A 24,068-nucleotide genomic window follows, 5' to 3' on the forward strand; every position below is an offset into this window, starting at 1 on the left:
TTTTGCCAAAATAATAATGAAAAAAACTAGACCTTTAATTTTAATAACGAACGATGATGGTGTTTCGGCGCCTGGACTAAGAGCATTAATTTCAGTAATGTCTGAATTGGGAGAAATTGTTGTGGTTGCTCCAGACACACCGCAAAGCGCCATGGGTCACGCCATCACCATCAACAACACTTTATATTTGAATAAATTGTCAAAAGATAATGATCCTTATTTAGAATACAGTTGTTCCGGAACACCGGTAGATTGTGTAAAACTGGCCGTTAACGAAATTTTAAAAAGGAAACCTGACTTGTGTGTTTCCGGTGTGAATCATGGTTCAAATTCTTCCATAAATGTGATTTATTCAGGGACAATGAGCGCCGCTGTTGAAGCAGGAATAGAGGGAATTCCCGCCATTGGTTTCTCATTATTGGATTACGATTGGAACGCCAATTTTGATACTATAAAATCTTTTATCCGCAAAATTTCGGTAGAAGTTTTAGAAAACGGACTTCCAGAAGGTGTAGTTTTGAATGTTAATTTTCCAAAATTAAAAGAAGAAGATATCAAAGGAATTAGGATTGGCCGTCAAGCGAAAGCAATCTGGGTAGAGAAATTTGACAAAAGAAAAACACCACAAGGAAGAGATTATTACTGGCTTGCCGGGGAATTTGTAAACCAAGATAAAGGAGAAGATACAGATGAATGGGCTTTAGAAAACGGTTTTGTATCCGTGGTTCCGGTACAATTTGACTTAACTGCGCATCACGCTATTCAACAACTTAATACCTGGAAATGGAATGAATAAAAAAGATGTATTGCTCGGATTTTTAATAGGGATTACAACTACCCTACTTGGATCGTATCTATTTATAACCTTTTTTACGGAGTTTAAATTTATCGCCGGAATTCAAATAATGAAATCACAAGGTAATTTAGGCAAAATTATCACATTGGGATCAATTCTGACATTGATAGCATTTGGAATTTTACTTAAAATGAATAAAGAAATGATGGCTCGTGGTGTTGTTTTGGCAGTCATTGCTTTGGCTATACTCACTTTATTTATTTAAGTTTATCTTTGCAACAGAATAAAATGATTACAACAAAAATGATTTTATCCGTTTGATTTTAAAATTCCAAATCGAAAAAACATGAAATATTATATAATTGCAGGAGAAGCATCTGGTGATTTGCATGGTTCTAATTTAATGAAAGAGCTGTATAAAAAAGACCCAACTGCTGATATCCGGTTTTGGGGTGGTGATTTAATGAAAAATGTTGGCGGAACTTTAGTGAAACATTATCGTGAATTAGCATTCATGGGATTTATTGAAGTGATTTTTAATCTAAAAACGATTCTGAACAACATCAAAATCTGTAAAAAAGACATTCTTGAATTTCAGCCTGATGTACTTATCTTCATTGATTATCCTGGTTTTAATTTGCGCATTGCTAAATGGGCAAAATCATTGGGAATGAAAACCCATTACTACATTTCCCCGCAAATTTGGGCTTGGAAAGAAAGCAGGATAACAGATATCAAGCGTGATATTGATAAAATGTATGTGATTTTGCCTTTCGAAAAAAAGTTTTACGAGGAAAAACATCATTTTCCAGTGGAATTTGTTGGTCACCCACTAATTGATGCTATTCATAACCAACCAACAGTTGATCCAGTTCTTTTCAGAAAAGAAAACCAACTGAATAACAAACCAATTATCGCTATTTTACCGGGTAGCAGAAAACAGGAAATTACAAAAATGTTAGCCGTGATGCTAAGTGTTGTCAAAGATTTTCCAGACTATCAATTTGTAATTGCGGGAGCTCCAAGTCAGGAATTTTCTTTCTATCAAAATTTTATCACTCAGGAAAATATAAAATTCATTTCTAATAAAACCTATGATTTATTACGAAATGCGACTGCAGCACTAGTCACATCCGGAACTGCAACATTGGAAACGGCATTATTCAAAGTTCCTGAAGTTGTTTGTTATAAAGGCAGTTGGGCTTCCTACCAAATTGCGAAACGAATTATCACGCTGAAATATATTTCATTAGTGAATTTAATCATGGATGAAGAAGTCGTGACCGAGTTAATTCAAGAGGAATGCAATACAAAACGCATTCGGGAAGAACTCGAAAAAATATTAAAAACGGACCATCGCAATACGCTTTTAGAAAAATATGCGTTATTAGAAGAGCAATTGGGCGGAATTGGAGCTAGTGAAAAAACGGCTGCATTGATTGTAAATGACTTAAATAATCTACAGTTTATTTCCGAACTTTAATATCAACTTAAAAAAACTCTTTTGAAACGTTTTGTATTCCTCTTATTCCTTGTCATCTTTTTTACGGCTTGTAAATCGACATCACCAATTGTAACTTCGAAAAAAGGAGCACCAAAAGAGAAAGTATCTCGATCCGAAAAGAGAAAAACAAACCAATTAGCAGAACAATTAATTGACGCAGCTGCTGATAATTTGGGTGTAAAATATAAATATGCAGGAACAACTAAGGCAGGTTATGATTGTTCAGGATTAATCTACACCATCTTTAATACAGAAAACATTACTCTTCCGCGTAACTCGTTTCAACAATCAAAAATAGGGGTTGTTTTAAATCCAAAAAAAGATCAAGCTCAAAAAGGCGATTTGATATTTTTTAAAACCAATAAAAACAGAGAAATAAATCACGTTGGAATCGTAATTGAAGCCACTGATGATGAAATAAAATTCATTCATTCCTCCACTTCAAAAGGAGTAATTATTTCTTCGACCAAAGAACCTTATTACCAAAAAACCTTTGTCCAAATTAACAGAGTACTTTAATCCAAACTCTTTTGAGAAAGAAGTTAGTTTTTAATTATAAGAATCCAAGAATAAATAAATCAGTTTCTTACTAAAAATGTGTACTTTAGAGTTATGAAAGTACTACAATTCCCACTAGCAAGAATAACAATCGGGTTTATATTAGGTTTACTTTTTGCTTTTTACGTGCATCCTTCTATTTCTGCCGTTTTTATTGCACTTATCACATCCGTCAGTATTTTTGTTTTGTTCTATTTTTTGTCGAAAAAAAGAACAAAACTCTCCCTTTATTTTGGTGTCGGAACTTATTTCTTGTCTTTTATCATAGGTATTTCAACCCAAATTGCACATACTGATTATTTCCAAAAAAGCAATTATATTCACAATACGACTATTTTTGAACAACCTCATTTCATTTCTTTAACGATTCGAGAAAAAATGAAAAGTTCTCCGTTTAGTGATCGTTACCTCGCCATTGTGAATCACATCGGGCAGAAAGAACAAACCGGCAGAATCATATTGAATATTCAAAACGACAGTTTACATCATAATCTACAAGTTGGAAATTCGCTACTGATAAAAGGCACATTAACAAGAAACAAACCGCCCAATAATCCCAATCAATTTGATTTCGGCAAATACCTTGAAAATAAACAAATCTATGCACAACTATATGCTGATGTTGCCGACATAAAAATTGGAAGTAAAATAGAGAAAAACATCTGGTACTACTCATCCAAATTACGGACAAGGATTATTCGGAATTTAGAAAAAAACAACTTCAACAAAACAGAATTAAACGTTGCCATTGCTTTAATAATGGGACAACAACAAGATATTTCACCAGACATTATTCGGGATTATCAATATGCGGGAGCTGTTCATATTTTATCCGTTTCCGGATTACACATTGGATTTATATTGCTATTTGTAACCTTTATTCTAAAACCAATTCCCAACACAAAACGAGGTTCATTTATTAAGTTAATCGCTATACTTATCTCTTTATCCATGTTCGGGATAATTGCGGGTTTAGCGCCTTCTGTAGTGCGTTCCGTAACCATGTTTTCCTTTGTCGCCATTGGAAATCATCTACGCAGAAGTGTCAATATTTACCACACACTATTAGTTTCTGTGTTGTTGATTTTACTTTTTGAACCTTCTTTCCTATTTGATGTTGGTTTTCAATTAAGCTACATCGCATTGTTTTTCATCATTTGGCTGCAGCCACTTTTATCCTCCATTTGGAAACCGAAATACAAAGTTTCAAAATATATTTGGGATATTCTGACGGTTTCCTTTGCCGCCCAAATAGGCACTTTACCACTGAGCATTTACTATTTCCATCAGTTTCCGGGTTTGTTTTTTATTACTAATCTGCTCATTATTCCTCTTCTGAGTATCATTATGCTATTAGGTGTTTTGGTCATGCTTTTGGCTGCGTTCAATATGATTCCAGTATTCCTGTCACAACTATTGGAATGGAGTATTTATTATTTAAACAAAATCATCAATGCAATTGCCTCATTAGAACAATTCATTATTCAGGACATTCCGCTTCATTTTTACCTGTTGATTAGCAGTTATTTACTACTGTTTACGATAATCATTTGGTTCAAAAAACCAAGTTTCAATAAATTGGCTTTGGTTTTAATTTCTATTCTCATTTTACAATTCTCGTATTTTAAAATACAGTGGAAAATTCAAACTGAACAAGAATTAGTTGTTTTCAACAGCAAAAAAAGCACCTTGATTGCGGAAAGAAAAGGAGAAAATATTTTAATTTATGGCAATGACAGCATTTTGAAAACCGCTCAAAAGAACAGTCTTTTAAAATCATATCGCATTGGAAATTTAAGTACTTTGGAACAGAAAAAACGACTTCAAAATTTCATATTCTTTAATGGAAAAAAGATTTTTGTATTAGACAGCTCCGGAATTTATCCAAAAAATATACAACCAGATATAATCGTATTGACACAATCTGCTAAAATAAATTTAGACCGTTTGTTCCAAGAAATGAAACCCAAATTAGTTATTGCTGATGCATCCAATTTTAAAAACATACAAAAACTATGGAAAGCCAGTTGTGAAAAACAGAAAATCCCTTTTCACGCAACTGGTGAAAAGGGATTTTATAAATTGAATTAAGAATTTTTATTTTTTCAGAAAACCATTTGCGACAGCTAACCAAGCTGACGGGCCACCGGCTACATAACCGGTACTTCCAATGCCTTCAAAATTGACTTTACCCTCTTTTGTAGTAGCATTTGCCAATATGATTGTTGGAAAACCTTGAATTCCAAAAGCCATTTGCAACTCATTATTCTGTTTTTTAATGTCCTCCGTCTGTGGCGCTTTCCTTGGATAATCCAATTCTACTAAAACCACATTTTCCTTGGCCCAAGCCGCGAATTCAGGAGTTTTCAAAACTTCTTTTTGCAAACGGATACACCATCCGCACCAATCGCTTCCCGTGAAAAACAGCAAAAGTGGTTTCTTGGTTTCCTTAGAAACTTCTATGGCCTTAGTTACATTGGTTTCCCAAACTAATTCCTGTGCTTCGGCGGCAAATGAGCCAGCAAACAATAACAAAGCAACTATGATTTTCTTCATATTTATAATTTTATTGATTCAAAATCAAAAATGATGCCTAAAATTTATCGAACACCGTGCATCAATTTTTTAATAACAGGAGTCATCGCAACAGAGAATAAAGCAACAACAATGGAAATAATTGTTAACATCCAAAAGAAGTAACTCAATCCGTGTTCATTGGCAATTTTATCAATATTTTCTCCAAACATACCTGCACCTTTCATCCCGATTGCTACTGCTAAGTACCAAACACCAAACATGAACGCAATCATACGAGCCGGAACTAATTTACTCACGTAAGATAATCCTACCGGAGAGATACACAATTCAGCCATAGTATGGAAAAGATACACTAGAATCAACCAAATCATACTTACTGAAGCGGTTTTTGCACCTGCTTCGATTCCGCTTGCGCCAAAAGCTACACAAGCCATCCCAAGCGCTAATAATCCCATTCCAATTCCGTATTTCAAGTTTGCAGAAGGATTGTATTTACTTTCCCACCATTTAGAAAATAACGGCGCTAATGAAATAATAAACAAAGAGTTTAAGGTCGAGAACCAAGTTGCAGGAACTTCCGTTAATGCCGTAGTAACTTTGTCAATTTTCAAAGCTTGTAAAGTTGAATCTGACAATGATAAATATCCAGCAGTATAATAATCTTTTGTCAACATCCAGATTGCTATTGCCCAGATAATAATAAAACTTACGCTTAAAATAATATTTGCAAGCGCATAGAACTTAAAGGTCTGTTTGAATAATAAAATTAATACCCAAGTGATAATTACTAAAGGTAAAATAGTAATCAACGAATTCATCACTAAAAACACTACGCTCCAATTACCTGTTAAAACACGATCCGTATAATCACTGGCAAAAATCGTTAAACTGTTTGGTGATTGTTCAAAAATTGCCCAGAAGAAAATAGTCAAAAATGCGAAAAATGTAACCGCAATTAATTTCTCCTTGGTGATTTTTGAATATTGAGTAAATCTGTAAACCAATAAGATAATGAATACAACTAATGCTGAAACAATAGCTATAGAGTTCCCATTAGGTCCTAAGAATGAAAAAATATTCACTTTACCTCCTGAAATTTTAGAAGCTGGATCGTTCAATAACCACAATAATGCTAAAATTGAAGAGAAACCTATTGCTGCTAATTGTATTGGAGAAAAAGGATTTCTTTTATCGGTATCCAAAGCTTCAGCTTTTGCTTTGCTTTCTTTATTTGGCTTCAAACCAATATCTCCAAAGATATTTTGAGACAACCAAAACTGTAACATTCCAAAGAACATGAAGATTCCGGCTAAACCAAATCCGTATGTCCAACCTACTTTTTCACCTAAATAACCACAAAGTAAAATCCCGAAGAACGCTCCGGCATTTACACCCATGTAAAATAAAGTATACGCACCATCCTTCTTTTCCGGACGGTCTTTGTACATTTCAGATACGATTGATGTCATGTTTGGTTTAAAAAAACCATTTCCAAAAACTAACAATACTAATCCTAAATAAATAGAAAATTCAGTTTCGACAGCCATAGAAGCGTGTCCTAAAGTCATTAAAGTAGCTCCAACAACAACAGCCCATCTAAAACCAATTACTTTATCGGCGAAATAACCACCCAACATGGTCGATAAGTAAACCAAACCTACGTAGGATCCAAATAATGCAGAAGCATTTTCACGAGTCCATTCCCAACCACCATCTGTAAAGGAAGCGGTTAAAAATAATATCAATAAAGAACGCATTCCGTAGAATGAGAAACGTTCCCACATCTCTGTGAAAAATAAAACGAATAATCCCGCAGGATGCCCTAAAACGGTACTTTTAAAAAATTGATCTGTAGTATTTTGACTCATATTATTAATTGTTTAATTCTTTATCTACTCCGTGCATTAATTTTTTTATTATTGGCGAAAGTACTAATAGTAGTAATCCAAAACCAAGTCCTGTGTAAAATAAATATTCAAAAAGCACTAAATAACTTTGTTTTGCTAAATTCAAATCAGGCGCTGTACCATTTGAAGTATCGACAGAAGCGATATTCGCTAAAATAGACGCTATAAATTCAGAGCTGGCTGTTGCCAAAAACCAAACACCCATCATGAAACCAACAATTTTTGCCGGTGATAATTTAGTCACTGCAGAAAGTCCGACCGGTGACAAACTTAATTCGCCACAAGTGTGTAAAAAGTAAGCTAATATCAACCAAATCGCAGCAACTTTTCCTGCTCCGGAAAGATTTATCCCCATCACTAATGCTCCAAATCCTAAACCAACGAAAGCTAATGCGAAAGCAAATTTTACGGCTGTATTAGGATTGTATTTTCCTAAATTTGGCCATATCCAAGCAAAAACTGGAGCTAACAAAATTATAAATAAAGCATTAAAACTTAAGAATTGCCCAGCAGATACTTCATAACCAAATATAGTTCGGTCTAAAATTCTGTCGGCAAATAAATTCATGGAAGTATACGCTTGTTCAAACAATGCCCAAAAGACAATTGTAAATACAATCAGAATGGTTAAAGCAATCAATTGATGACGTGCTTTACCATCGAGTTGCGTTGCTGCGTAATAAACGATATAGATAAAAGAAATTCCACCTGCAATTTTCAAAGCCCATGAAACTGCATCGTGATTTTGAACCATTTGCCAAAACAATAACGTTGACAAAACACTTCCAATATAAATCAACCACTCATTTTTAAGTCCAAATGATTTGTTTTCTAAGAAAGATGGGTTGTTTGATTCTCCTTTTCCCATCAATAATTTTCTTCCGGAAATAAAAGTCAATAATCCAAAAAACATTCCGACTCCAGCTGCACCAAAACCATAACTCCAACCGTATTTTTCACCTAACCAAACACAAATTAGTGTAGCCATAAAAGACCCTAAGTTGATTCCCATGTAAAACAAAGTAAATCCAGAATCTCTCCTTTTATCACCGGTTTCATATAATTCTCCCACTAATGAAGAAATATTGGCTTTTAGAAAACCAACCCCAACAATAATTAAGGATAATGAAAAGTAAAATATTTGCAATGCGGTTTCGTCCCGCGTAATTTCACCTGTAATGGATTGAGTTGCGGCATTTCCTTCATAAGCCATTCCTATATGACCTAACACTAACATAATCCCACCAAAAACGATGGCTTTTCTAAATCCCAAATACTTATCGGCAATAAAACCGCCTAACACTGGAACTGCGTATACTAAAGCAGCATAACTTCCGATCAATAAATTCCCAGAAGAATCCGAAAACAAATGGTACTTTGTCAGATAAAAAATCAACAATGCTTTCATTCCATAAAAGGAGAAGCGTTCCCACATTTCGGTAAAAAACAATATAAAAAGCGCCTTTGGATGTCCAAAAAATTCTTCCTTATTCAATGCGTCGTTTGTCATAAAGCGCTGTTATAAATTTTCTTTAATAAAATTAGTCATTTTTGTGTACAACTGAACTCTGGTTTTTCCGCCGTAAATCCCGTGATTATTGTCTGGGTAAATTTGGGAATCAAATTGTTTATTGGCCTGAATCAAAGCTTCCATCATTTGCATGGAGTTTTGAACATGCACATTATCATCACCCGAACCATGAATCAAAAGGAATTTCCCTTTCAATTTATCAACATGATTTATTGGTGAATTATCATCGTATCCACTTGCATTCTCTTGCGGTGTCGTCATGTAACGCTCCGTATACACACTATCATAAAAGCGCCAGTTCGTTACCGGAGCCACAGCAATTGCCATTTTGAAAACATCGTTTCCTTTCATGATACAATTAGACGCCATAAAACCACCATACGACCAGCCAAATATACCAATTCTAGCTTTATCAACAAATGCGTAATTTCCTAATACTTTAGCAGCATCTATTTGATCTTCTACTTCGTATTTTCCTAATTGTAATTGCGTCACTTTTTTGAAATCAGCTCCTTTAAAACCAGTTCCTCTTCCGTCAACACACGCCACGATATAACCTTGTTGAGATAACATCATAAACCAATAATCATCGGTACTATTCCACTCATTGTTTACTTGTTGGGAACCCGGACCAGAATATTGGTACATGAAAACAGGATATTTTTTTGCTGGATCAAAATCTTTCGGTTTAATCATCCAAGCATTTAGTTCATTTCCTTTTGCTGTTTTCAAAACAAAAAACTCTTTTGAAGGTAAATTGTAGCTTTTTAGCTTTGCAGCCAAAGATTCATTGTTTTCTATAACCTGAACCTGTTTGCCAAATTTAGCATCGTTCAACGTGTAAGTCGTAGGTTGAGCCGAGCTAGAAAACGTGTTGATGTAGTATTGAAAATTTGGGCTGAAAGTCGCCGCATTAGTTCCTGTAAATTGTGACAAACGCACTTTGTTTTTCCCGTCAAGACTTATTTTGTAAACATCTCTGTTGATGGATCCATTCTCCACCGACTGATAGAAAACCGTATTTGTCTTTTCGTCTAAACCATAATAATTAGTCACTTCCCATTTTCCTTTGGTCACTTGATTTTTCAATTTTCCGTTTTTATCATATAAGTAAATATGATTGAAACCGTCTTTTTCGCTGGTCCAAATAAAACTGTTGTCTTTCAAGAACGTTAAATTATCAGTGACATCAACATACGCTTTATCTTTTTCGTTCAAAACTACTTTTGCAGCTCCTGAATTACCATCGATAAATAACAAATCTAAATTGTTTTGGTGACGATTCAGTACCTGCGCAGACAATATATTCGCGTCATTGGTCCATTTCATTCTGGCTATATAAAAATCATTGTATTTCCCCAGGTTAATATCTTTCACCGCATTTGCATTTACATCATAAATGTGTAAAGACACAACAGCATTCTTCTCCCCTGCTTTTGGATATTTGAATGTTTGCATCATTGGATACAACTCATTTCCAAACATGGACATTGAAAATTCCGGAACTTGACTTTCGTCAAAACGAATGTAGGCTACTTTTTTGCTGTCAGCGCTCCAGTCAAAAGCTTTCACGAAAGCAAATTCTTCTTCGTAAACCCAATCCGTAATACCGTTAATAATACTGTTTTTTTGTCCGTCTGTAGTTATTGGAGTCGATTTATTAGAAGCTAAATCATATACATACAGATTATTTTCTTTGGCGTAAGCAATCTTTTTTCCATCAGGTGAAAAAGTAGGCTCCTGAACCTGAAAATCAAATAATTTTTTTAATTTTTTATTGGCGATGTCATATAAATAATAATCCGCAGTAAATGAGTGACGGAAGATTTGATTGGTATTGCAAGCCAGTAGAATCATTTTTTCTGAAGCGTCAAAAGTGTAACTGTCAATCCCACCTGATAACTCTCTGTGCGATTTTGTATCGATTAATGTAGACACTTTTTTTAATGTAGCAAAATCATACAAATCAATCTGCATACTTCTGGACTGCCTGTCAGCATTCAAAACCGTATACTGATTTGTGTTTTTCAACGATTGCAATTCATCCATTCCCTGAGCACGAAATGTACCGTTATAAAGTTCATCAATTGTGATTTTTTGTTGACCAACAACCGTAAAACACAAGAATAAAAATAATGCTATAATTTTTTTCGAATACATACTATTTATTTAAAGATAAAAACCGTCAATTTTAGTGAAAAAATTACAATTATCGGTCATTTTATATGTTAAATGTAAAAAGTAATATAAAAAATAACCTTTCACTGAATATAATTTGATTGTAAATAAAACGGCTAAAACCGTATATTTGCAACTAATTACACCATAATCAATTGAGAATGAACAAGGCTATTAGCGGATTTTCTAAATTATCCAAAGAAGAAAAAATTAAATGGATTGCCAATCAATATTTTTCAACACCTACAGAAGCCATCGCCTTGCTGAAAAACTATTGGAATTCTGATGAAAAAATACAGAAATTACACGATGAATTCATCGAAAATACGATAACCAATTTCTACATTCCACTGGGAGTGGCTCCTAATTTCCTGATTAACGGAAAATACAGCACGATTCCCATGGCTATCGAGGAAAGCTCTGTGGTTGCCGCTGCCGCAAAAGCTGCTAAGTTTTGGTCCACGCGTGGCGGATTTAAAGCGACCGTAATCAATACCGAAAAAATTGGTCAGGTTCATTTTATCTACAAAGGTGATGTTTCAAAATTAAATTTGTTTTTTGCTCAACACAAAAGCAAATTTTTCTCAGAAACAGAATCGATTACCACAAATATGCAAAAACGCGGTGGCGGAATTTTAGACATTATTCTAAAAGACAAAACCGATCTATTGCCTAATTATTTTCAGCTACATGCCACTTTTGAAACCAAAGACAGCATGGGAGCCAATTTCATCAATTCGTGTTTGGAACAATTTTCCAAAACATTAAAAGAAGAAGCACATAATTACGACTTGTTTACAGAAACAGAGAAAGAGATTGAAGTGGTAATGAGCATACTTTCGAATTATGTTCCAAATTGCATCGTGAGAGCCGAAGTTTCCTGTCCAATAGAAGAATTAGAAGAAAAACACATTCTAAACCCTAAAGAATTTGCCGAGAAATTTGTACAAGCCGTTCAAATCGCCGAAGTCGAGCCGTATCGAGCCGTTACTCACAATAAAGGAATTATGAACGGTGTAGATGCTGTAGTCTTAGCAACAGGAAATGATTTCCGCGCTGTCGAAGCAGGAATTCACGCCTATGCTTCCCGAAACGGAAAATATTCCAGTCTTTCCAATGCTAAAATCGAAAATGGAATTTTTACTTTTTGGTTGGAAATCCCTTTAGCATTAGGAACTGTTGGTGGTTTAACTTCCCTGCATCCGTTGGTAAAATTATCATTGGAAATGTTAGAGAAACCATCTGCTAAGGAATTAATGCAGTTTGTAGCCGTAGCCGGTTTAGCCCAAAACTTTGCCGCTTTACGTTCTTTGACCACAACTGGAATTCAGGAAGGACACATGAAAATGCATTTGAATAATATCATCAACCAGTTTGAAGCCACCGATGACGAACGCATTTTAATCCAGAAATATTTCAAAAAAAATACCGTATCGCATAGCGCTGTGGTGAATTATATTGAAAGTTTAAGAAAATAATATAGATTTCCGACAGCCCTATCAGGGTTTTGAACCCTGATAGGGATTAAAATAAGACAATGAAAAAAACATTCTACAGTAACGGAAAACTTTTAATCACAGGAGAATATTTAGTTCTTGATGGCGCCAAAGCCTTTGCACTACCTACAAAAATGGGGCAAAACCTTATTATTGAAGAAGGAAAAAACAATCAAATCAACTGGAAAAGTTATGATTATGATGGAAGCATTTGGTTTAAAGACACTCTTTTATTCTCTGATATTTCTAAAGAAGTTAATCCTGAAAACGAATCGGTCAAGGCTACACTTACAACCATTTTACACGAAGCTTTTAAACTAAATCCTGACTTTATTTTAAATTCAGATGGATACACAATCACAACAGAATTAGGATTTCCAAAAAGCTGGGGTTTGGGCACGTCATCGACTCTGATAAACAACATTGCCCAATGGCTGAACATTGATGCTTTCACATTGCTTAAAAACAGTTTTGGAGGCAGTGGCTATGATATTGCGTGCGCGCAAAATGACACTCCTATTGTGTATCATCTGGAACACGGGAATCCTATCGTTGAAAAAGTAACTTTTAACCCTGAATTCACACAAGATCTATACTTTGTATATCTCAACAAAAAGCAAAGCAGTAAAAGTGCAATAGCTGCTTACAACATGAATAAAAAGAATAATCTACCGAGGACAATCGCTTTAAATGACATCATAACTTCTGAAGTTTTGAATGCCGCTACGCTTCCCTCTTTTGCTACAGCAATACAAAAACATGAAATACAAATGAGTAATATCCTGGAAACACAAACTATAAAGGAATCTTTGTTTCCAGATTTTAATGGTGTGATAAAAAGTCTGGGAGCTTGGGGAGGTGATTTTGTAATGGTGATTGCAACTGAAAATCCGAGCGATTATTTTATTTCAAAAGGATTTCAAACTATAATCCCTTATAACGAAATGATTTTATCTTAGTTTTTATAATTACATCCATTTAATAAAAACATATTAAAAGCAAAATCCCGATACATTCAGCATGTATCGGGATTTTTTATTGTAATTAATTACTTTTTGATTAGTAATTAAAATCTTGTCTGTTATCTTCAATTTTAGCATTTCCTTTCAAGGCAGGAATTACTCTATTTGCATCTGAAGCACTTTGTGCTTTCAACTTAGCAACGTATGGCGCATGACTTTTCAATGCTGGCGCTTTAACTGTACTTGTGTTTTTTACCATATAAACTCCAGTATTCCCTTCAATTGGACCAGACATTTTATTTGCTGCTAAAGCAAATGCATTTCCAACCACTTTAGGCTCTGGACCAACATTCGGCAACATTGTATTTTCCATTGTAAGACCAGTTGCTTGTTGTACCGTTCCTCCTACTGATTTAGCGATTGCTTCAAGTGAAGAACCCGTCATTTTAGCTTTGATCAATTCTGCTTTTTTCTTGTTTTTAAGTATTTGTTCTACATAAGGTCTCGCTACTGAAACGGCAACTAAACCAGATTTATCAATACTTTTCAATTTTGCGATAACGTGACCTACATTAGCTACTTCAAATCTTTTTACAGATCCTTCTTTAACTCCGTCCTCAAAAGCCCATCTTACGATAGTTCTTTGATTTCCTAATGTTCCAAAGTTCTCATCCATTCCTTTTACAGAAACAGCCGGAGCAACTGTAAGACCTAATTCTTTTGCTACTTTGTTAAAATCTTTATCCGCTGCATCCATTTCTAATTTGGTTGCCTGTGTAAATATTTTATCAGAAGTTGCTTCTGAAGCTTCTACTTTTTGAGCTACAGTAGCTAAACGGATTCCATCTTGCTTATCAGTAATCTTAATAACGTGAAAACCAAAATCTGTTTCAACTAAACCAACTTTACCAATTCCATTACCAAAAACAAAATCATTGAAAGGTTTTACCATTTGGTTTGGACCAAAATAACCTAAATCACCACCTTGTTGAGCAGATGAATCATCAGAAGCTGTGAAAGCCAACATCATGAAACTATCAGGATTTGCGGTTACTTGTGCCAAAATACTTTCAGCTTTAGCTTTAGCTTGTTCTTTAGTTCTTTTCTCTTTTTGATTTGGAACTTGAGTTCCTTCGTAACCAATTAAAATATGACTTGCTTTTGCATTTACTCCTGGTTTCATTCCCATAGATTTAGAAATACAGTAGTATTTTCCAAACATATACGGACCATAAACTTCACCTGGAGCTAAGTTGAATAATTTATCAGCATCTACAGCCGGTAAATCTTTCTTAGCTATATAAGTAGAATCATAAGGAACATCAGAATTTGAATTTACAAAGTCAATTGCATTAGAAGTTGATCTAAATCCTGCTACCGTATCGTTTTTACCTGTAGCTTGGTTGTAAACCACACTTCCTGATAACAACGCAGTAATTTTCGATTTTACTTCAGTTTCATCCGATGGAGATGCTTTGTCTTCGATTAAAACATATTCTACTTCACGAGATTCGTCCGCTTTGTATTTTTTTTCATTTTTCTTCATGAAATCAACAATTTCAGCATCAGAAATTTTCACTTCACTGTCTTTAATTGTTGAATATAAACCAGCAACGTAAGCAAAATTTACTTTATTTGCTTCCATTTCATATTTCATTTTCCCTTCACTTTCAGTTGTAAAAACTGAAGCTTTGATCAATGTATTGTAGATTTGGTATTTTGCGTTAAGGTCTGCATCTTTCTCTCTGTCTTTTAAGAATTGAGCTTGTGCTGGATTCGCTTTGAAATATTCTTTGAATTTAGCAACGTCAAATACTCCGGCAGCATTCAAAAACAATGGATTCCCACCAATATTTTGATCTGATTTCAAAACTTCCAATAAGTGTTTTTCACCTACTCTAAGTCCTAATTTTTCAAATTCAGAAGTTAACAAAGCCACAGAAACCTCTTGCTCCCAAACTCTGTTTGCGGCTTCAGTTGAAGTTATCCCTTGACCACTTTTTTCAACATTACTAACTTTAACTCTAAAATCTTCGAATGCAATATCTTTTCCATCGATGCTTCCTACATCTTTTGATGTACTGTTGAAACCACCGCTATTGAATATATCACCTATGATAAATGCTAATAAACAAAACCCGATAACGAGTATCAGAAGAAGTGAACGTTGTCTAATTTTTTGTAAAACTGCCATTTTATTGTTGTTAATTTTTATATTCAGTTTGCGAAAATACAATTATCTAATTAATAATTATACTAGTAGCGTTTTATTTTGCAAGAAATTTTATTTTCATAATAAAAATCACTCTTGCACGGTCATTTTCACCAATTCAATTTTCTTATTTGTGGCTTCTTCAATTATAAAATGATAGCTGCCTATGGTAATTTCAGCTCCTTTTTGTGGAATTTCTTTCGTAAAATCGACAATAAAACCGCCCAGTGTTCCGTAAGAATCTCCTTCTGGAATTTGAAGTCTGTAGGTTTGATTTAAATATTCTACATCTAAGCGAGCCGAGAATATAAAAACACCTTCGCCCAACTCTTTTTCTATCAATTCCTCATCTGAATCATGTTCGTCTTCAATTTCACCAAAAAGTTCTTCTACAATATCTTCAATAGTAATAATTCCTGAAGTTCCTCCATATTCATCTAAAACAACAGCGACACTTTTCCGCTTTTTGGTAAGCAAATTCATGGCATCTTTGATGAATATTGTTTCAGGCACAAATTCAACAGCAATCACAATTTCTTTTATATTTTTTGGTTTTTTAAACAAATCAAAAGAATGTACATATCCCACAATATCATCAAGGGAATTCTGATATACCACAATTTTGGAATAGCCCGTTTCTATAAATAATTGCTTCAGTTCTTCGATGGAATCAAAAACCTCAACTGCTATTATTTCTGTTCTTGGACTCATCACATCTCTGGCTTTCACACCTGAAAATTCCAATGCATTTTGAAACATCAAGATTTCAGAATCTACGGTTTCATTATCCTCCACACTGCTCATTTGTTCAGTAATGTAATTTCCAAGTTCTATTTTACTAAAATACAACTGAATCGTATCCCCTTCGGTTTTGAAGAACTTCCTCAAAATGAAATCGGAAATCGCAATAAAAAAAGTAGAGATAAAGTAGAAAATTTTATAAAAAAAGTACGCGGGAACTGCAAAAAATTTTATTAGAGAATTAGCATAAATCTGAAAAAAAACTTTTGGGAAAAACTCAGCGGTAACCAAAATAATCAATGCCGAAATAAAGATTTGCAACAACAGATTTAACCAATCTGGAAAATGAAATCCTAGAGCAATGCACCATTGTAATACTGCATCACCCATAAAAAAACCGTAAACCACCATTGCTATGGTATTCCCAATAAGCATGGTAACAATGAAATTTGTTGGTTTCTCAGTAAGCTTCGTCAGTATTTTTGATAGAAAATTATCTTGTTTTTTTTCGATTTCAAGATATATTTTATTCGAAGAGACAAAGGCTATCTCCATTCCTGAAAAAAAAGCACTTAGTATTAGACATAGTATGATAATACTAACTTCCATCAACTAGAAATTTTTGTTTCGATCTTCGAATTTTTTAGCAAATTTTCTCCTGAAGAAAAACATAAAAACCGCCAATCCTGCAATCATAAAACTCAACCAAGGATTTCCTAATGCTGGCTCATTCACTTTTGTAAAACCATCATAAATGAAATACGCACCAAAAATAAGATAAACGTATTGTGTATATTTTAAGTAATTCATTTTGTATTTATATTAATCGGCAGATTCTATTTCGCCTGTTATTTTTTGAGAGTTAATCACTTTAAAATCCCTGCTGAAATCAATTCCCTGTCCATTAGAAACTCCTTTTGGATCAGTCAATTTAAACCTTCTTTCGGTAAAAAACCACTCGTTTTTTTGATCAAAATACAACTGTTCTGTTTCCAGAGTTTGCCCTTGTTCCGTAAAAATTCTCACTTTCCCTTGCAAATCAATAATATTCGTTCCTTTATAAGAGATTGCATAATTCGATTTGATAAAAGTTTTTTTTGCCTTTTTATCGTACAAAGTCACATCAATTCCTTTAGGAAATTCTGTAAAGGGAAATTCAACGCTGGCATAATCCAGCATTTTTGTACTTATCAAAACAGCGGTAATACGTCCTGAATCCGTGTATTTTAGATTCACCATGTCAGCGTCACTACTTGGCACAAATTCAGAAAAATTGATTTTTTGTATTTCTTTAAAATTACTTTCGCACCCAAAAAACAGTGTCACAGCAAAAGCCGTGACAAACCATTTAAAATAATATTTTTTGAATAAAGTCATACAATGAACTTACAAAGAAGTTGTAGCAAACAATCTATTACTAGTTGAATTTTCGTTTTTCAAACCATCTTTCATTTAGTGAAAAACTTACACTAACGTTAGCATAATTTTCTTCCACTAAGTTTGCCGCGGTAGTTCCTCTTTTACCGAATTCAAGACCAATATTTACATTTGAAAACGTTCCCGTCAATGGCATTCCTAATCCTACTGTTAACGCCATGTCCTCAATAGGCTCTGAATTAATTACTAAACCGGTGTTTTCAAATCTGAAACCAGCTCTGTAAACAAGTCTTTTAGCGTAACTTGAAAATGAATTATAATTTGGAATATAATATCCACCAATGCTGTATTTCGAATGTTTCTCGTAAGTTACATTATCAAGTGAATTGTAACTATTATCTAAAGAACCCGCTCCTTGAAACGTATACCCTACTCCAACTAACCATTTTCTGGCTTCACCAATACCTGCTTGAGCAGTGTACTTACTTGGGATTTTGAAATTCTTTTCGGTTTTTACATCATCTAAAACATCAACAATTGATAAATCAAAATTTGAATTATAAAGTGCTGTTGAAATATTTCTGGTGTTTTCAGTTTTCAAAGTACTTTCTAATGAATAATTTACGCTACTAAAAAAAGAGGTCTTTTTGTTGATTTTAGTTTTGTACATCATCCCAAGGTTAAAATTCACCCCAGATAAATCCACCGTATTTAATTCTCTTGTACCAATAGAAATATCCGTGATGTATTCAAAATTATTGGTTTCAATTTTCCCAAAATTATAACTTACATCAGCACCAATATTAAAATTAGGAGTAATCTTATATCCAACACCAAGAAAAGCTTTGTTCATACCACCAGAACCATTAAATCGTCTGTTATTCACTGCAGGATCATCTGAAACGGATGAAATTTTATATCCAACAGAAGAATATGGAATCAAACCGAAACCAACTCCCCATTTCCCCAAAGGCAAACCTACGGCTAGATAATCTAAAGTTGTTCTTCGAGCATTTGCAGTTTCAGTGTCCGTTTTCAATTTTGTAGTAGCCTGAGTCCCGCCCAAAGTAAAGGTTGTCAACTTCAAATTTGCATAACTCGCCGGATTCTGTAAGTTCATATGGATACTATCTTGTTCGATAGCGATTTCTCCCATAGAGCGGTTTTCCAATGTTCCTCTAAACCTCACATCACCTATACCGTAGAAAGAATAAGGCGAAGATGTTCCTTCTTGAGCAAAAGATACTAATGATAAAAGCAAACAAGCGCTTACTACAATTTTTTTAATCATTTTTGATTTTATATTGAAATGTTTGATTCAAACTTTCCAGAAGAAAATTTGAATTGGCAAATATGGTATTTTTTAATCGTTTAGCCAAAAAATCTGTGTCGCCACCCGTTAAAATTATTATAAAATTTGGATATCTTGCCTTATATTCATCTATAAAACCGTCAATCTCATACACGAAACCGTTAACCACGCCAGAATGAATTGATTCAGAAGTGGAGTTGCCAATAAAATCCTCCGGAGATTGAAATGATAACAAAGGAAGTTTCGCCGTGTAATTGTGCAAGGCTTCGTAACGCAATCGCAATCCTGGCGCAATGGCTCCACCCAGATAATTATCTTTCTCATCAATAAAATCGTAGGTAATACAAGTGCCAGCATCTATCACCAACCGATTCTGTTTCGGAAACTGTATCGTGGCTCCTGAAGCAAGAACCATCCTGTCAATTCCCAATGTTTTAGGAGTCGCATAGCAATTGTGGAAAGGAAAAGAATCTTCATGTGAAATGAAATGTACTTTTAGCACTTTCTTAAAATCAAGAAAAGACTGTTTTTCGACATCACCAACAGAGGAAATGACCAAATCCGTTACATTTTGAAATTTTTCTAAAATATTTTCAATATTTTTTTGAAGTTCCATTTTAGAAAAAACAAAAATTTCAAAAAGGGTAGCACCCTCAAATACAGCTGCTTTAATTCTGGTATTCCCAACATCTACAACTAAAATCATAATTTGTTTTTTGATGTGGCGAAGGTACGAATTGATTTTTTTTAAAAAATGTTTTGGATAAACTAAAAATCATTCTATATTTGCACCCGCAATAGCGAGGTACCTTAGCTCAGATGGTAGAGCAATGGACTGAAAATCCATGTGTCCCTGGTTCGATCCCTGGAGGTACCACAAAACCCGAATAGAAATATTCGGGTTTTTTGTTTTTATACCTTTTGTTAAAACATTATAATCCTGGATCAATCCTAAAACGTGTGGAGTAGTAAAAATTAGGCATAAATATTAGTTAGCCTAAAAAGGAAGAATTCTATATTTCTTACCCCTCTGAATTGTGCTCTAAAAGCTTTTATTTCAGTGTTAAAGATCACTCACAACTTATTAATTTTCTTTTAAATGAGTTCTTGAATTTAATTTCTGCTGATGCATTTGTACTCCTGTTGTCAAAATAGTTCAATATGGCTTGGTAATAATTTATTACAGATTTTGAAATTGTATTGAAAACTTTAAACCCACATTAATTTCACTTTTTAAACTATAGCGACAGTCCCAAACTCTTTTTTTAGGTCAACAACAACCTCATGTGTTAATTTGTTAAAGAATTATTTCGTCAAATGACAAATGGTTTACAAAATCAAACTCTTTTCACAAAGCAATTAAATTTACCAAAAACGCATCGATAATCCAATAAAAATAAAGGGTTCGTATTTTTTTTCTACTTTTTTTGCGAAATTAAAATAGTAATAGTTGCAAAATTACTATATTTATGCAAAATTTATATATATGGAGATTTTAACCTGCCCGAAATGCCAAAGTAATCACATCATAAAAAGCGGTATAATCAACAGTAAACAAAGGTACTTATGCAAAAAATGCAATTATTTTTTTACGGTTAATAAAATCGGCAAAAAGATAGATGATTACTATGTAACCAAAGCATTGCAACTATATCTCGAAGGCTTGAGTTTTCGCGAAATCGAGCGGATTATCGGGGTTTCACATGTCACAGTGAGCAACTGGGTAAAGAGCTATAATATAAAAAAACCATCTCACGCCAATTACCATCCTACCTATAAGATTTTTAGCCATTTAGAATTAGTTGAGTATTTAAAAAATAAACAATTACTCTCCGGAGCAGGCATGATTATCACTGAGCTTGGCGATAAATTTATGCTGATAAAATGGGAGCGATTCAAAGATTAGCTATATTAGTTTACACAAAAATATATCAAAATTTTTTTCTAGAATTAAATATCTGAATTTGGCACTTTATTAACTAACCATTTAATAACCAAATCCTATTTATGAAAAAAATATTTTTTACAGCGGCAATAGTGTTATTGTCTCTAAAAGGATTTTCACAAGGCTCCACAGATTACGGCAGCGGAATGAAATTTAATTTGAACGAAGATGGTTCAAAATACATGCGCTTTATTGCATGGAATCAAATATGGTTTCGTTCCAGCCAAATGAACCCAGGAACAATGATTGGTAATGAAGCGGCTACCACAGGAACCGATATTGGGAACCGACGTTTGCGTTTTCTGGCCTACTCTCAAATATCTAAAAGATACATGATTGTAACGCACTTTGGGATTAACAATCAAACCTTCACTAATGGAGGTGCAGCTGGAACTTCTGGAACTGGCGGATACGGTGCCGGAAAAAAACCAGGTTTATTTTTTCACGATGCTTGGAATGAATACGCATTGGTTTTGCCTGAAAAAGACAAAAAATTCAGCTTATCTCTTGGTGGTGGTTTGCATTATTATATGGGATTATCAAGAGCAACAATGGCCTCCACATTAAACTTTTTGACAATTGATGCGCCTATCTTCAACTGGCCGTTAATTGAAAATTCAGATCAGTTTGCCCGACAAATGGGTTTATTTGCAAAAGGGAAATATGGCAAATTAGAATACCGATTGAGTTACAACAAACCATTTGCCACAAACTTAGCTCCTACCAATGTGACTATAGCAGATAATGCTGTAGCAGTTGACAACAGCGGAAATACAAAATGGTCAAAAGCAGGTTATTTCGAATACCAATTTCTAGATCAGGAAGCTAATTTATTACCTTATAAAGTAGGAAGCTATTTAGGAACTAAAAAAGTATTCAATATTGGCGCTGGTTTTTATACTGCGCCAGAGGCTACAAGAACTTCTGTTAACAATGCTATTGAAAAGCACAATATCAATCTTTTTGCTGCAGATGTTTTTCTTGATTTGCCTATTGGAAAAAAAGAAAACAAAATGGCTGTAACCGGATATAGCGTTTTCTACGATTATGATTTTGGACCAAACTATTTACGTAATGTTGCCATTATGAATATTGGATCCGTTGATCCAAACTTTACAGGAAGCAGAGCTTTGGCGGGACCTGGAAATGCACAAGCTACTATCGGATCAGGAAATATCTGGTACACACAAGCGGGAATTTTATTGCCAAGCAAAGTAGACAAACCTAAAGTGCGCGTACAACCTTTTGGAGCTTTTACCTATAAAAACTTTGATGCTTTAGATAAGTCCAGCACTCAATTTGACCTTGGAACCAACTTTTTCTTGGACGGACAACATGCTAAAATCACTGCACAATATTCAACAAGACCCGTTTACACTACTCCATCTACTATCTCAGGATCAAAAGGGGAATTCGTAGTACAACTTCAAATCTATCTATAAACTAATTTAAAAAATAATAATTTATGAGCGTTAAATCAACAAAAGGAATTTGGAAAGTCATTTCCGCATCCTCAATGGGTACAATGATCGAATGGTATGATTTCTACATCTTTGGAAGTTTAGCCGTTGTAATTTCAACAAAATTTTTCCCTTCAGATAATCCTACAGCAGCCTTCTTGTCGACTTTGGCAACATTTGCAGCCGGATTTGTAGTTCGTCCTTTCGGAGCCCTTTTCTTTGGAAGATTAGGAGATTTAATTGGAAGAAAATATACTTTCATGGTTACGCTTTTATTAATGGGTGGAGCAACATTTCTGATAGGATGTATTCCGAGTTATGAAACTATTGGATTCATGGCACCTTTATTAGTATTAATTCTTCGTTTACTTCAAGGTCTTGCTTTGGGTGGTGAATATGGCGGCGCCGCAACCTATGTCGCCGAGCATGCTCCCGTTGGACAAAGAGGATACTGGACTTCTTGGATTCAGACTACTGCGACGGTGGGTTTATTCATCTCTTTGATGGTAATTTTAGCCACACGAAACATCCTTACACCAGAGCAATTTGACGAATGGGGATGGAGAGTTCCGTTCTGGGTTTCTATCATCATGGTTGGAGTTTCCTACTTGATTCGAAAAAACATGGATGAATCTCCAGTTTTTGCTAAAGCGAAAAGCGAAGGAAAAACAAGTACCAATCCATTGAAAGAGAGTTTTGGAAATCGCTACAACTTGAAATTTGTATTGTTGGCTTTATTTGGAGCAACAATGGGACAAGGAGTTGTTTGGTACACGGGACAATTTTACGCCATGAGTTTCATGAAAACAGTAATGTCAATTGATTCTTCTCAAGTAGATACTTTATTAGGAATTTCATTGATTCTTGGAACACCATTTTTCATCTTTTTTGGTTGGTTGAGTGATAAAGTAGGTAGAAAATACATTATGATGGGCGGAATGTTATTGGCTATTTTACTATACAGACCAATCTACAAACAAATGTACGAAACCACATCAGTGAAAAACAAAACCGAAATGGTCGAAAAAACTACGGTACTTGCTGAATTGAAAGAAAACAAGAAGCAAACCATGGATTCTATCTACACCACTAACAAAGAGTATGTGGATGGAACTACTTTTCAAGAAATAAAAACCGTACATTTAGAAAACGGAGCAGTAATAATTGTGGATGGTAAACCAAAAGTGGACACCAAAACAACTATTAAAATTAACTCCAGCGACAATTGGGCTTTGATATTTCTAGTATTTGTGCAAGTAATATTTGTAACGATGGTTTATGGACCTATTGCAGCGTTCTTGGTTGAAATGTTCCCGGTAAAAATCAGATACACTTCGATGTCATTGCCATATCACGTAGGAAATGGAATTTTTGGAGGATTACTTCCAGCTATTTCAACTTATTTTGTAACCAATGCAAAAGACTTAGGACATCCGGAGTTTTACCTAGAAGGACTTTGGTATCCAATTGTTATTGCTGCAGTCAGTTTTGTAGTTGGAATGGTTTACATTAAAAATAAAGATAAAAACGCTCACGTATAAAAAACACAGC

20 protein-coding genes and 1 tRNA gene are annotated in these 24,068 nt (G+C 34.3%); 11 read left to right on the forward strand and 10 right to left on the reverse strand.

From position 1 onward, the window contains the following. The first annotated feature begins 16 nt into the window (after nucleotides 1-16). The 5 genes from surE (at nucleotide 17) to DR980_RS14710 (ending at nucleotide 4,949) form a co-directional block, all read left to right on the forward strand. Complete coding sequence (surE, locus tag DR980_RS14690) at nucleotides 17-796, forward strand: 5'/3'-nucleotidase SurE (RefSeq protein WP_113637547.1); 780 nt, start codon at nucleotides 17-19, stop codon at nucleotides 794-796. Next, nucleotides 789-1,061 (forward strand): hypothetical protein, encoded by a 273-nt coding sequence (locus tag DR980_RS14695; RefSeq protein WP_113637549.1) that lies wholly within the window; start codon nucleotides 789-791, stop codon nucleotides 1,059-1,061. Before surE ends, DR980_RS14695 begins: the two co-directional genes overlap by 8 nt. Nucleotides 1,062-1,142: 81 nt before the next feature. Then, nucleotides 1,143-2,279 carry a lipid-A-disaccharide synthase gene (gene lpxB / locus DR980_RS14700; protein WP_113637551.1) on the forward strand — a complete coding sequence of 379 codons (1,137 nt, stop codon included), beginning with the start codon at nucleotides 1,143-1,145 and terminating at the stop codon, nucleotides 2,277-2,279. A 21-nt stretch (nucleotides 2,280-2,300) separates the two neighbouring features. Next, nucleotides 2,301-2,819 (forward strand): C40 family peptidase, encoded by a 519-nt coding sequence (locus DR980_RS14705; protein WP_113637554.1) that lies wholly within the window; start codon nucleotides 2,301-2,303, stop codon nucleotides 2,817-2,819. 93 nt (nucleotides 2,820-2,912) lie between these two features. Further along, nucleotides 2,913-4,949, forward strand: coding sequence for a ComEC/Rec2 family competence protein (locus tag DR980_RS14710; protein WP_113637556.1), 2,037 nt, complete (start codon nucleotides 2,913-2,915; stop codon nucleotides 4,947-4,949). Between the two features lie 6 nt (nucleotides 4,950-4,955). On the opposite strand, the gene DR980_RS14715 is transcribed toward DR980_RS14710, so the two are convergent. From DR980_RS14715 to DR980_RS14730, 4 genes are read right to left on the reverse strand one after another with little or no spacing between them, the layout of a single operon-like run. Then, nucleotides 4,956-5,414 carry a thioredoxin family protein gene (locus DR980_RS14715; RefSeq protein WP_113637558.1) on the reverse strand — a complete coding sequence of 153 codons (459 nt, stop codon included), beginning with the start codon at nucleotides 5,412-5,414 and terminating at the stop codon, nucleotides 4,956-4,958. Nucleotides 5,415-5,458: 44 nt separating this feature from the next. Then, nucleotides 5,459-7,264, reverse strand: coding sequence for a peptide MFS transporter (locus tag DR980_RS14720; protein ID WP_113637560.1), 1,806 nt, complete (start codon nucleotides 7,262-7,264; stop codon nucleotides 5,459-5,461). A gap of 4 nt (nucleotides 7,265-7,268) precedes the next feature. Beyond that, a complete protein-coding gene (locus DR980_RS14725; RefSeq protein WP_113637562.1) occupies nucleotides 7,269-8,813 on the reverse strand; it encodes a peptide MFS transporter in 1,545 nt (514 codons plus the stop codon). A gap of 9 nt (nucleotides 8,814-8,822) precedes the next feature. Continuing rightward, a complete protein-coding gene (locus DR980_RS14730; protein WP_113637564.1) occupies nucleotides 8,823-10,994 on the reverse strand; it encodes a S9 family peptidase in 2,172 nt (723 codons plus the stop codon). Between the two features lie 179 nt (nucleotides 10,995-11,173). Between DR980_RS14730 and DR980_RS14735 the strand changes: the two genes are divergently transcribed. Beyond that, entirely contained in the window at nucleotides 11,174-12,490 is a 1,317-nt protein-coding gene (locus DR980_RS14735) for a hydroxymethylglutaryl-CoA reductase, degradative (RefSeq protein WP_113637566.1), read from the forward strand. A 59-nt stretch (nucleotides 12,491-12,549) separates the two neighbouring features. After that, entirely contained in the window at nucleotides 12,550-13,467 is a 918-nt protein-coding gene (locus DR980_RS14740) for a GYDIA family GHMP kinase (protein WP_113637568.1), read from the forward strand. Nucleotides 13,468-13,567: 100 nt separating this feature from the next. Here DR980_RS14740 and DR980_RS14745 read toward each other — a convergent pair whose 3' ends face one another. From DR980_RS14745 to DR980_RS14770, 6 genes are all read right to left on the reverse strand, one after another. Beyond that, complete coding sequence (locus tag DR980_RS14745) at nucleotides 13,568-15,664, reverse strand: peptidylprolyl isomerase (protein WP_113637570.1); 2,097 nt, start codon at nucleotides 15,662-15,664, stop codon at nucleotides 13,568-13,570. Between the two features lie 108 nt (nucleotides 15,665-15,772). Further along, entirely contained in the window at nucleotides 15,773-17,032 is a 1,260-nt protein-coding gene (locus DR980_RS14750) for a hemolysin family protein (protein WP_113637653.1), read from the reverse strand. Between the two features lie 3 nt (nucleotides 17,033-17,035). Continuing rightward, complete coding sequence (locus DR980_RS14755; RefSeq protein ID WP_113637572.1) at nucleotides 17,036-17,233, reverse strand: hypothetical protein; 198 nt, start codon at nucleotides 17,231-17,233, stop codon at nucleotides 17,036-17,038. A gap of 12 nt (nucleotides 17,234-17,245) precedes the next feature. Beyond that, nucleotides 17,246-17,800 carry an LPS export ABC transporter periplasmic protein LptC gene (gene lptC, locus DR980_RS14760; RefSeq protein ID WP_113637574.1) on the reverse strand — a complete coding sequence of 185 codons (555 nt, stop codon included), beginning with the start codon at nucleotides 17,798-17,800 and terminating at the stop codon, nucleotides 17,246-17,248. 40 nt (nucleotides 17,801-17,840) lie between these two features. Then, on the reverse strand, nucleotides 17,841-19,091 hold the full coding sequence (locus DR980_RS14765) for a hypothetical protein (protein ID WP_113637576.1): 1,251 nt from the start codon (nucleotides 19,089-19,091) through the stop codon (nucleotides 17,841-17,843). Continuing rightward, the gene (locus DR980_RS14770; protein ID WP_113637578.1) at nucleotides 19,084-19,818 is read right to left on the reverse strand and encodes a type III pantothenate kinase; all 735 of its coding nucleotides are present in this window, start codon (nucleotides 19,816-19,818) and stop codon (nucleotides 19,084-19,086) included. Before DR980_RS14770 ends, DR980_RS14765 begins: the two co-directional genes overlap by 8 nt. Before the next feature lie 98 nt (nucleotides 19,819-19,916). Between DR980_RS14770 and DR980_RS14775 the strand changes: the two genes are divergently transcribed. From DR980_RS14775 to DR980_RS14795, 4 genes are all read left to right on the forward strand, one after another. Beyond that, nucleotides 19,917-19,989 (forward strand) — tRNA-Phe (locus DR980_RS14775). A gap of 609 nt (nucleotides 19,990-20,598) precedes the next feature. Then, nucleotides 20,599-21,018, forward strand: coding sequence for an IS1/IS1595 family N-terminal zinc-binding domain-containing protein (locus DR980_RS14785; protein WP_113637580.1), 420 nt, complete (start codon nucleotides 20,599-20,601; stop codon nucleotides 21,016-21,018). A gap of 101 nt (nucleotides 21,019-21,119) precedes the next feature. Beyond that, on the forward strand, nucleotides 21,120-22,499 hold the full coding sequence (locus tag DR980_RS14790) for a porin (RefSeq protein ID WP_113637583.1): 1,380 nt from the start codon (nucleotides 21,120-21,122) through the stop codon (nucleotides 22,497-22,499). A 23-nt stretch (nucleotides 22,500-22,522) separates the two neighbouring features. Then, a complete protein-coding gene (locus DR980_RS14795) occupies nucleotides 22,523-24,058 on the forward strand; it encodes an MFS transporter (RefSeq protein ID WP_113637584.1) in 1,536 nt (511 codons plus the stop codon). Nucleotides 24,059-24,068: the final 10 nt, after the last annotated feature.

It is taken from the genome of Flavobacterium psychrolimnae (assembly GCF_003312425.1).
GTDB lineage: Bacteria > Bacteroidota > Bacteroidia > Flavobacteriales > Flavobacteriaceae > Flavobacterium > Flavobacterium psychrolimnae.

What these genes read in the sequence shown, in the direction of transcription:
- DR980_RS14720 (WP_113637560.1), bottom strand. Translation starts at nt 7,264, where the DNA reads ATGAGTCAAAATACTACAGATCAATTTTTTAAAAGTACCGTTTTAGGG.
- DR980_RS14725 (WP_113637562.1), bottom strand. Translation starts at nt 8,813, where the DNA reads ATGACAAACGACGCATTGAATAAGGAAGAATTTTTTGGACATCCAAAG.
- DR980_RS14755 (WP_113637572.1), bottom strand. Translation starts at nt 17,233, where the DNA reads ATGAATTACTTAAAATATACACAATACGTTTATCTTATTTTTGGTGCG.
- DR980_RS14790 (WP_113637583.1), top strand. Translation starts at nt 21,120, where the DNA reads ATGAAAAAAATATTTTTTACAGCGGCAATAGTGTTATTGTCTCTAAAA.
- DR980_RS14710 (WP_113637556.1), top strand. Translation starts at nt 2,913, where the DNA reads ATGAAAGTACTACAATTCCCACTAGCAAGAATAACAATCGGGTTTATA.
- DR980_RS14745 (WP_113637570.1), bottom strand. Translation starts at nt 15,664, where the DNA reads ATGGCAGTTTTACAAAAAATTAGACAACGTTCACTTCTTCTGATACTC.
- lpxB (WP_113637551.1), top strand. Translation starts at nt 1,143, where the DNA reads ATGAAATATTATATAATTGCAGGAGAAGCATCTGGTGATTTGCATGGT.
- lptC (WP_113637574.1), bottom strand. Translation starts at nt 17,800, where the DNA reads ATGACTTTATTCAAAAAATATTATTTTAAATGGTTTGTCACGGCTTTT.
- surE (WP_113637547.1), top strand. Translation starts at nt 17, where the DNA reads ATGAAAAAAACTAGACCTTTAATTTTAATAACGAACGATGATGGTGTT.
- DR980_RS14715 (WP_113637558.1), bottom strand. Translation starts at nt 5,414, where the DNA reads ATGAAGAAAATCATAGTTGCTTTGTTATTGTTTGCTGGCTCATTTGCC.
- DR980_RS14765 (WP_113637576.1), bottom strand. Translation starts at nt 19,091, where the DNA reads ATGATTAAAAAAATTGTAGTAAGCGCTTGTTTGCTTTTATCATTAGTA.
- DR980_RS14750 (WP_113637653.1), bottom strand. Translation starts at nt 17,032, where the DNA reads ATGGAAGTTAGTATTATCATACTATGTCTAATACTAAGTGCTTTTTTT.
- DR980_RS14785 (WP_113637580.1), top strand. Translation starts at nt 20,599, where the DNA reads ATGGAGATTTTAACCTGCCCGAAATGCCAAAGTAATCACATCATAAAA.
- DR980_RS14695 (WP_113637549.1), top strand. Translation starts at nt 789, where the DNA reads ATGAATAAAAAAGATGTATTGCTCGGATTTTTAATAGGGATTACAACT.
- DR980_RS14730 (WP_113637564.1), bottom strand. Translation starts at nt 10,994, where the DNA reads ATGTATTCGAAAAAAATTATAGCATTATTTTTATTCTTGTGTTTTACG.
- DR980_RS14735 (WP_113637566.1), top strand. Translation starts at nt 11,174, where the DNA reads ATGAACAAGGCTATTAGCGGATTTTCTAAATTATCCAAAGAAGAAAAA.
- DR980_RS14770 (WP_113637578.1), bottom strand. Translation starts at nt 19,818, where the DNA reads ATGATTTTAGTTGTAGATGTTGGGAATACCAGAATTAAAGCAGCTGTA.
- DR980_RS14740 (WP_113637568.1), top strand. Translation starts at nt 12,550, where the DNA reads ATGAAAAAAACATTCTACAGTAACGGAAAACTTTTAATCACAGGAGAA.
- DR980_RS14795 (WP_113637584.1), top strand. Translation starts at nt 22,523, where the DNA reads ATGAGCGTTAAATCAACAAAAGGAATTTGGAAAGTCATTTCCGCATCC.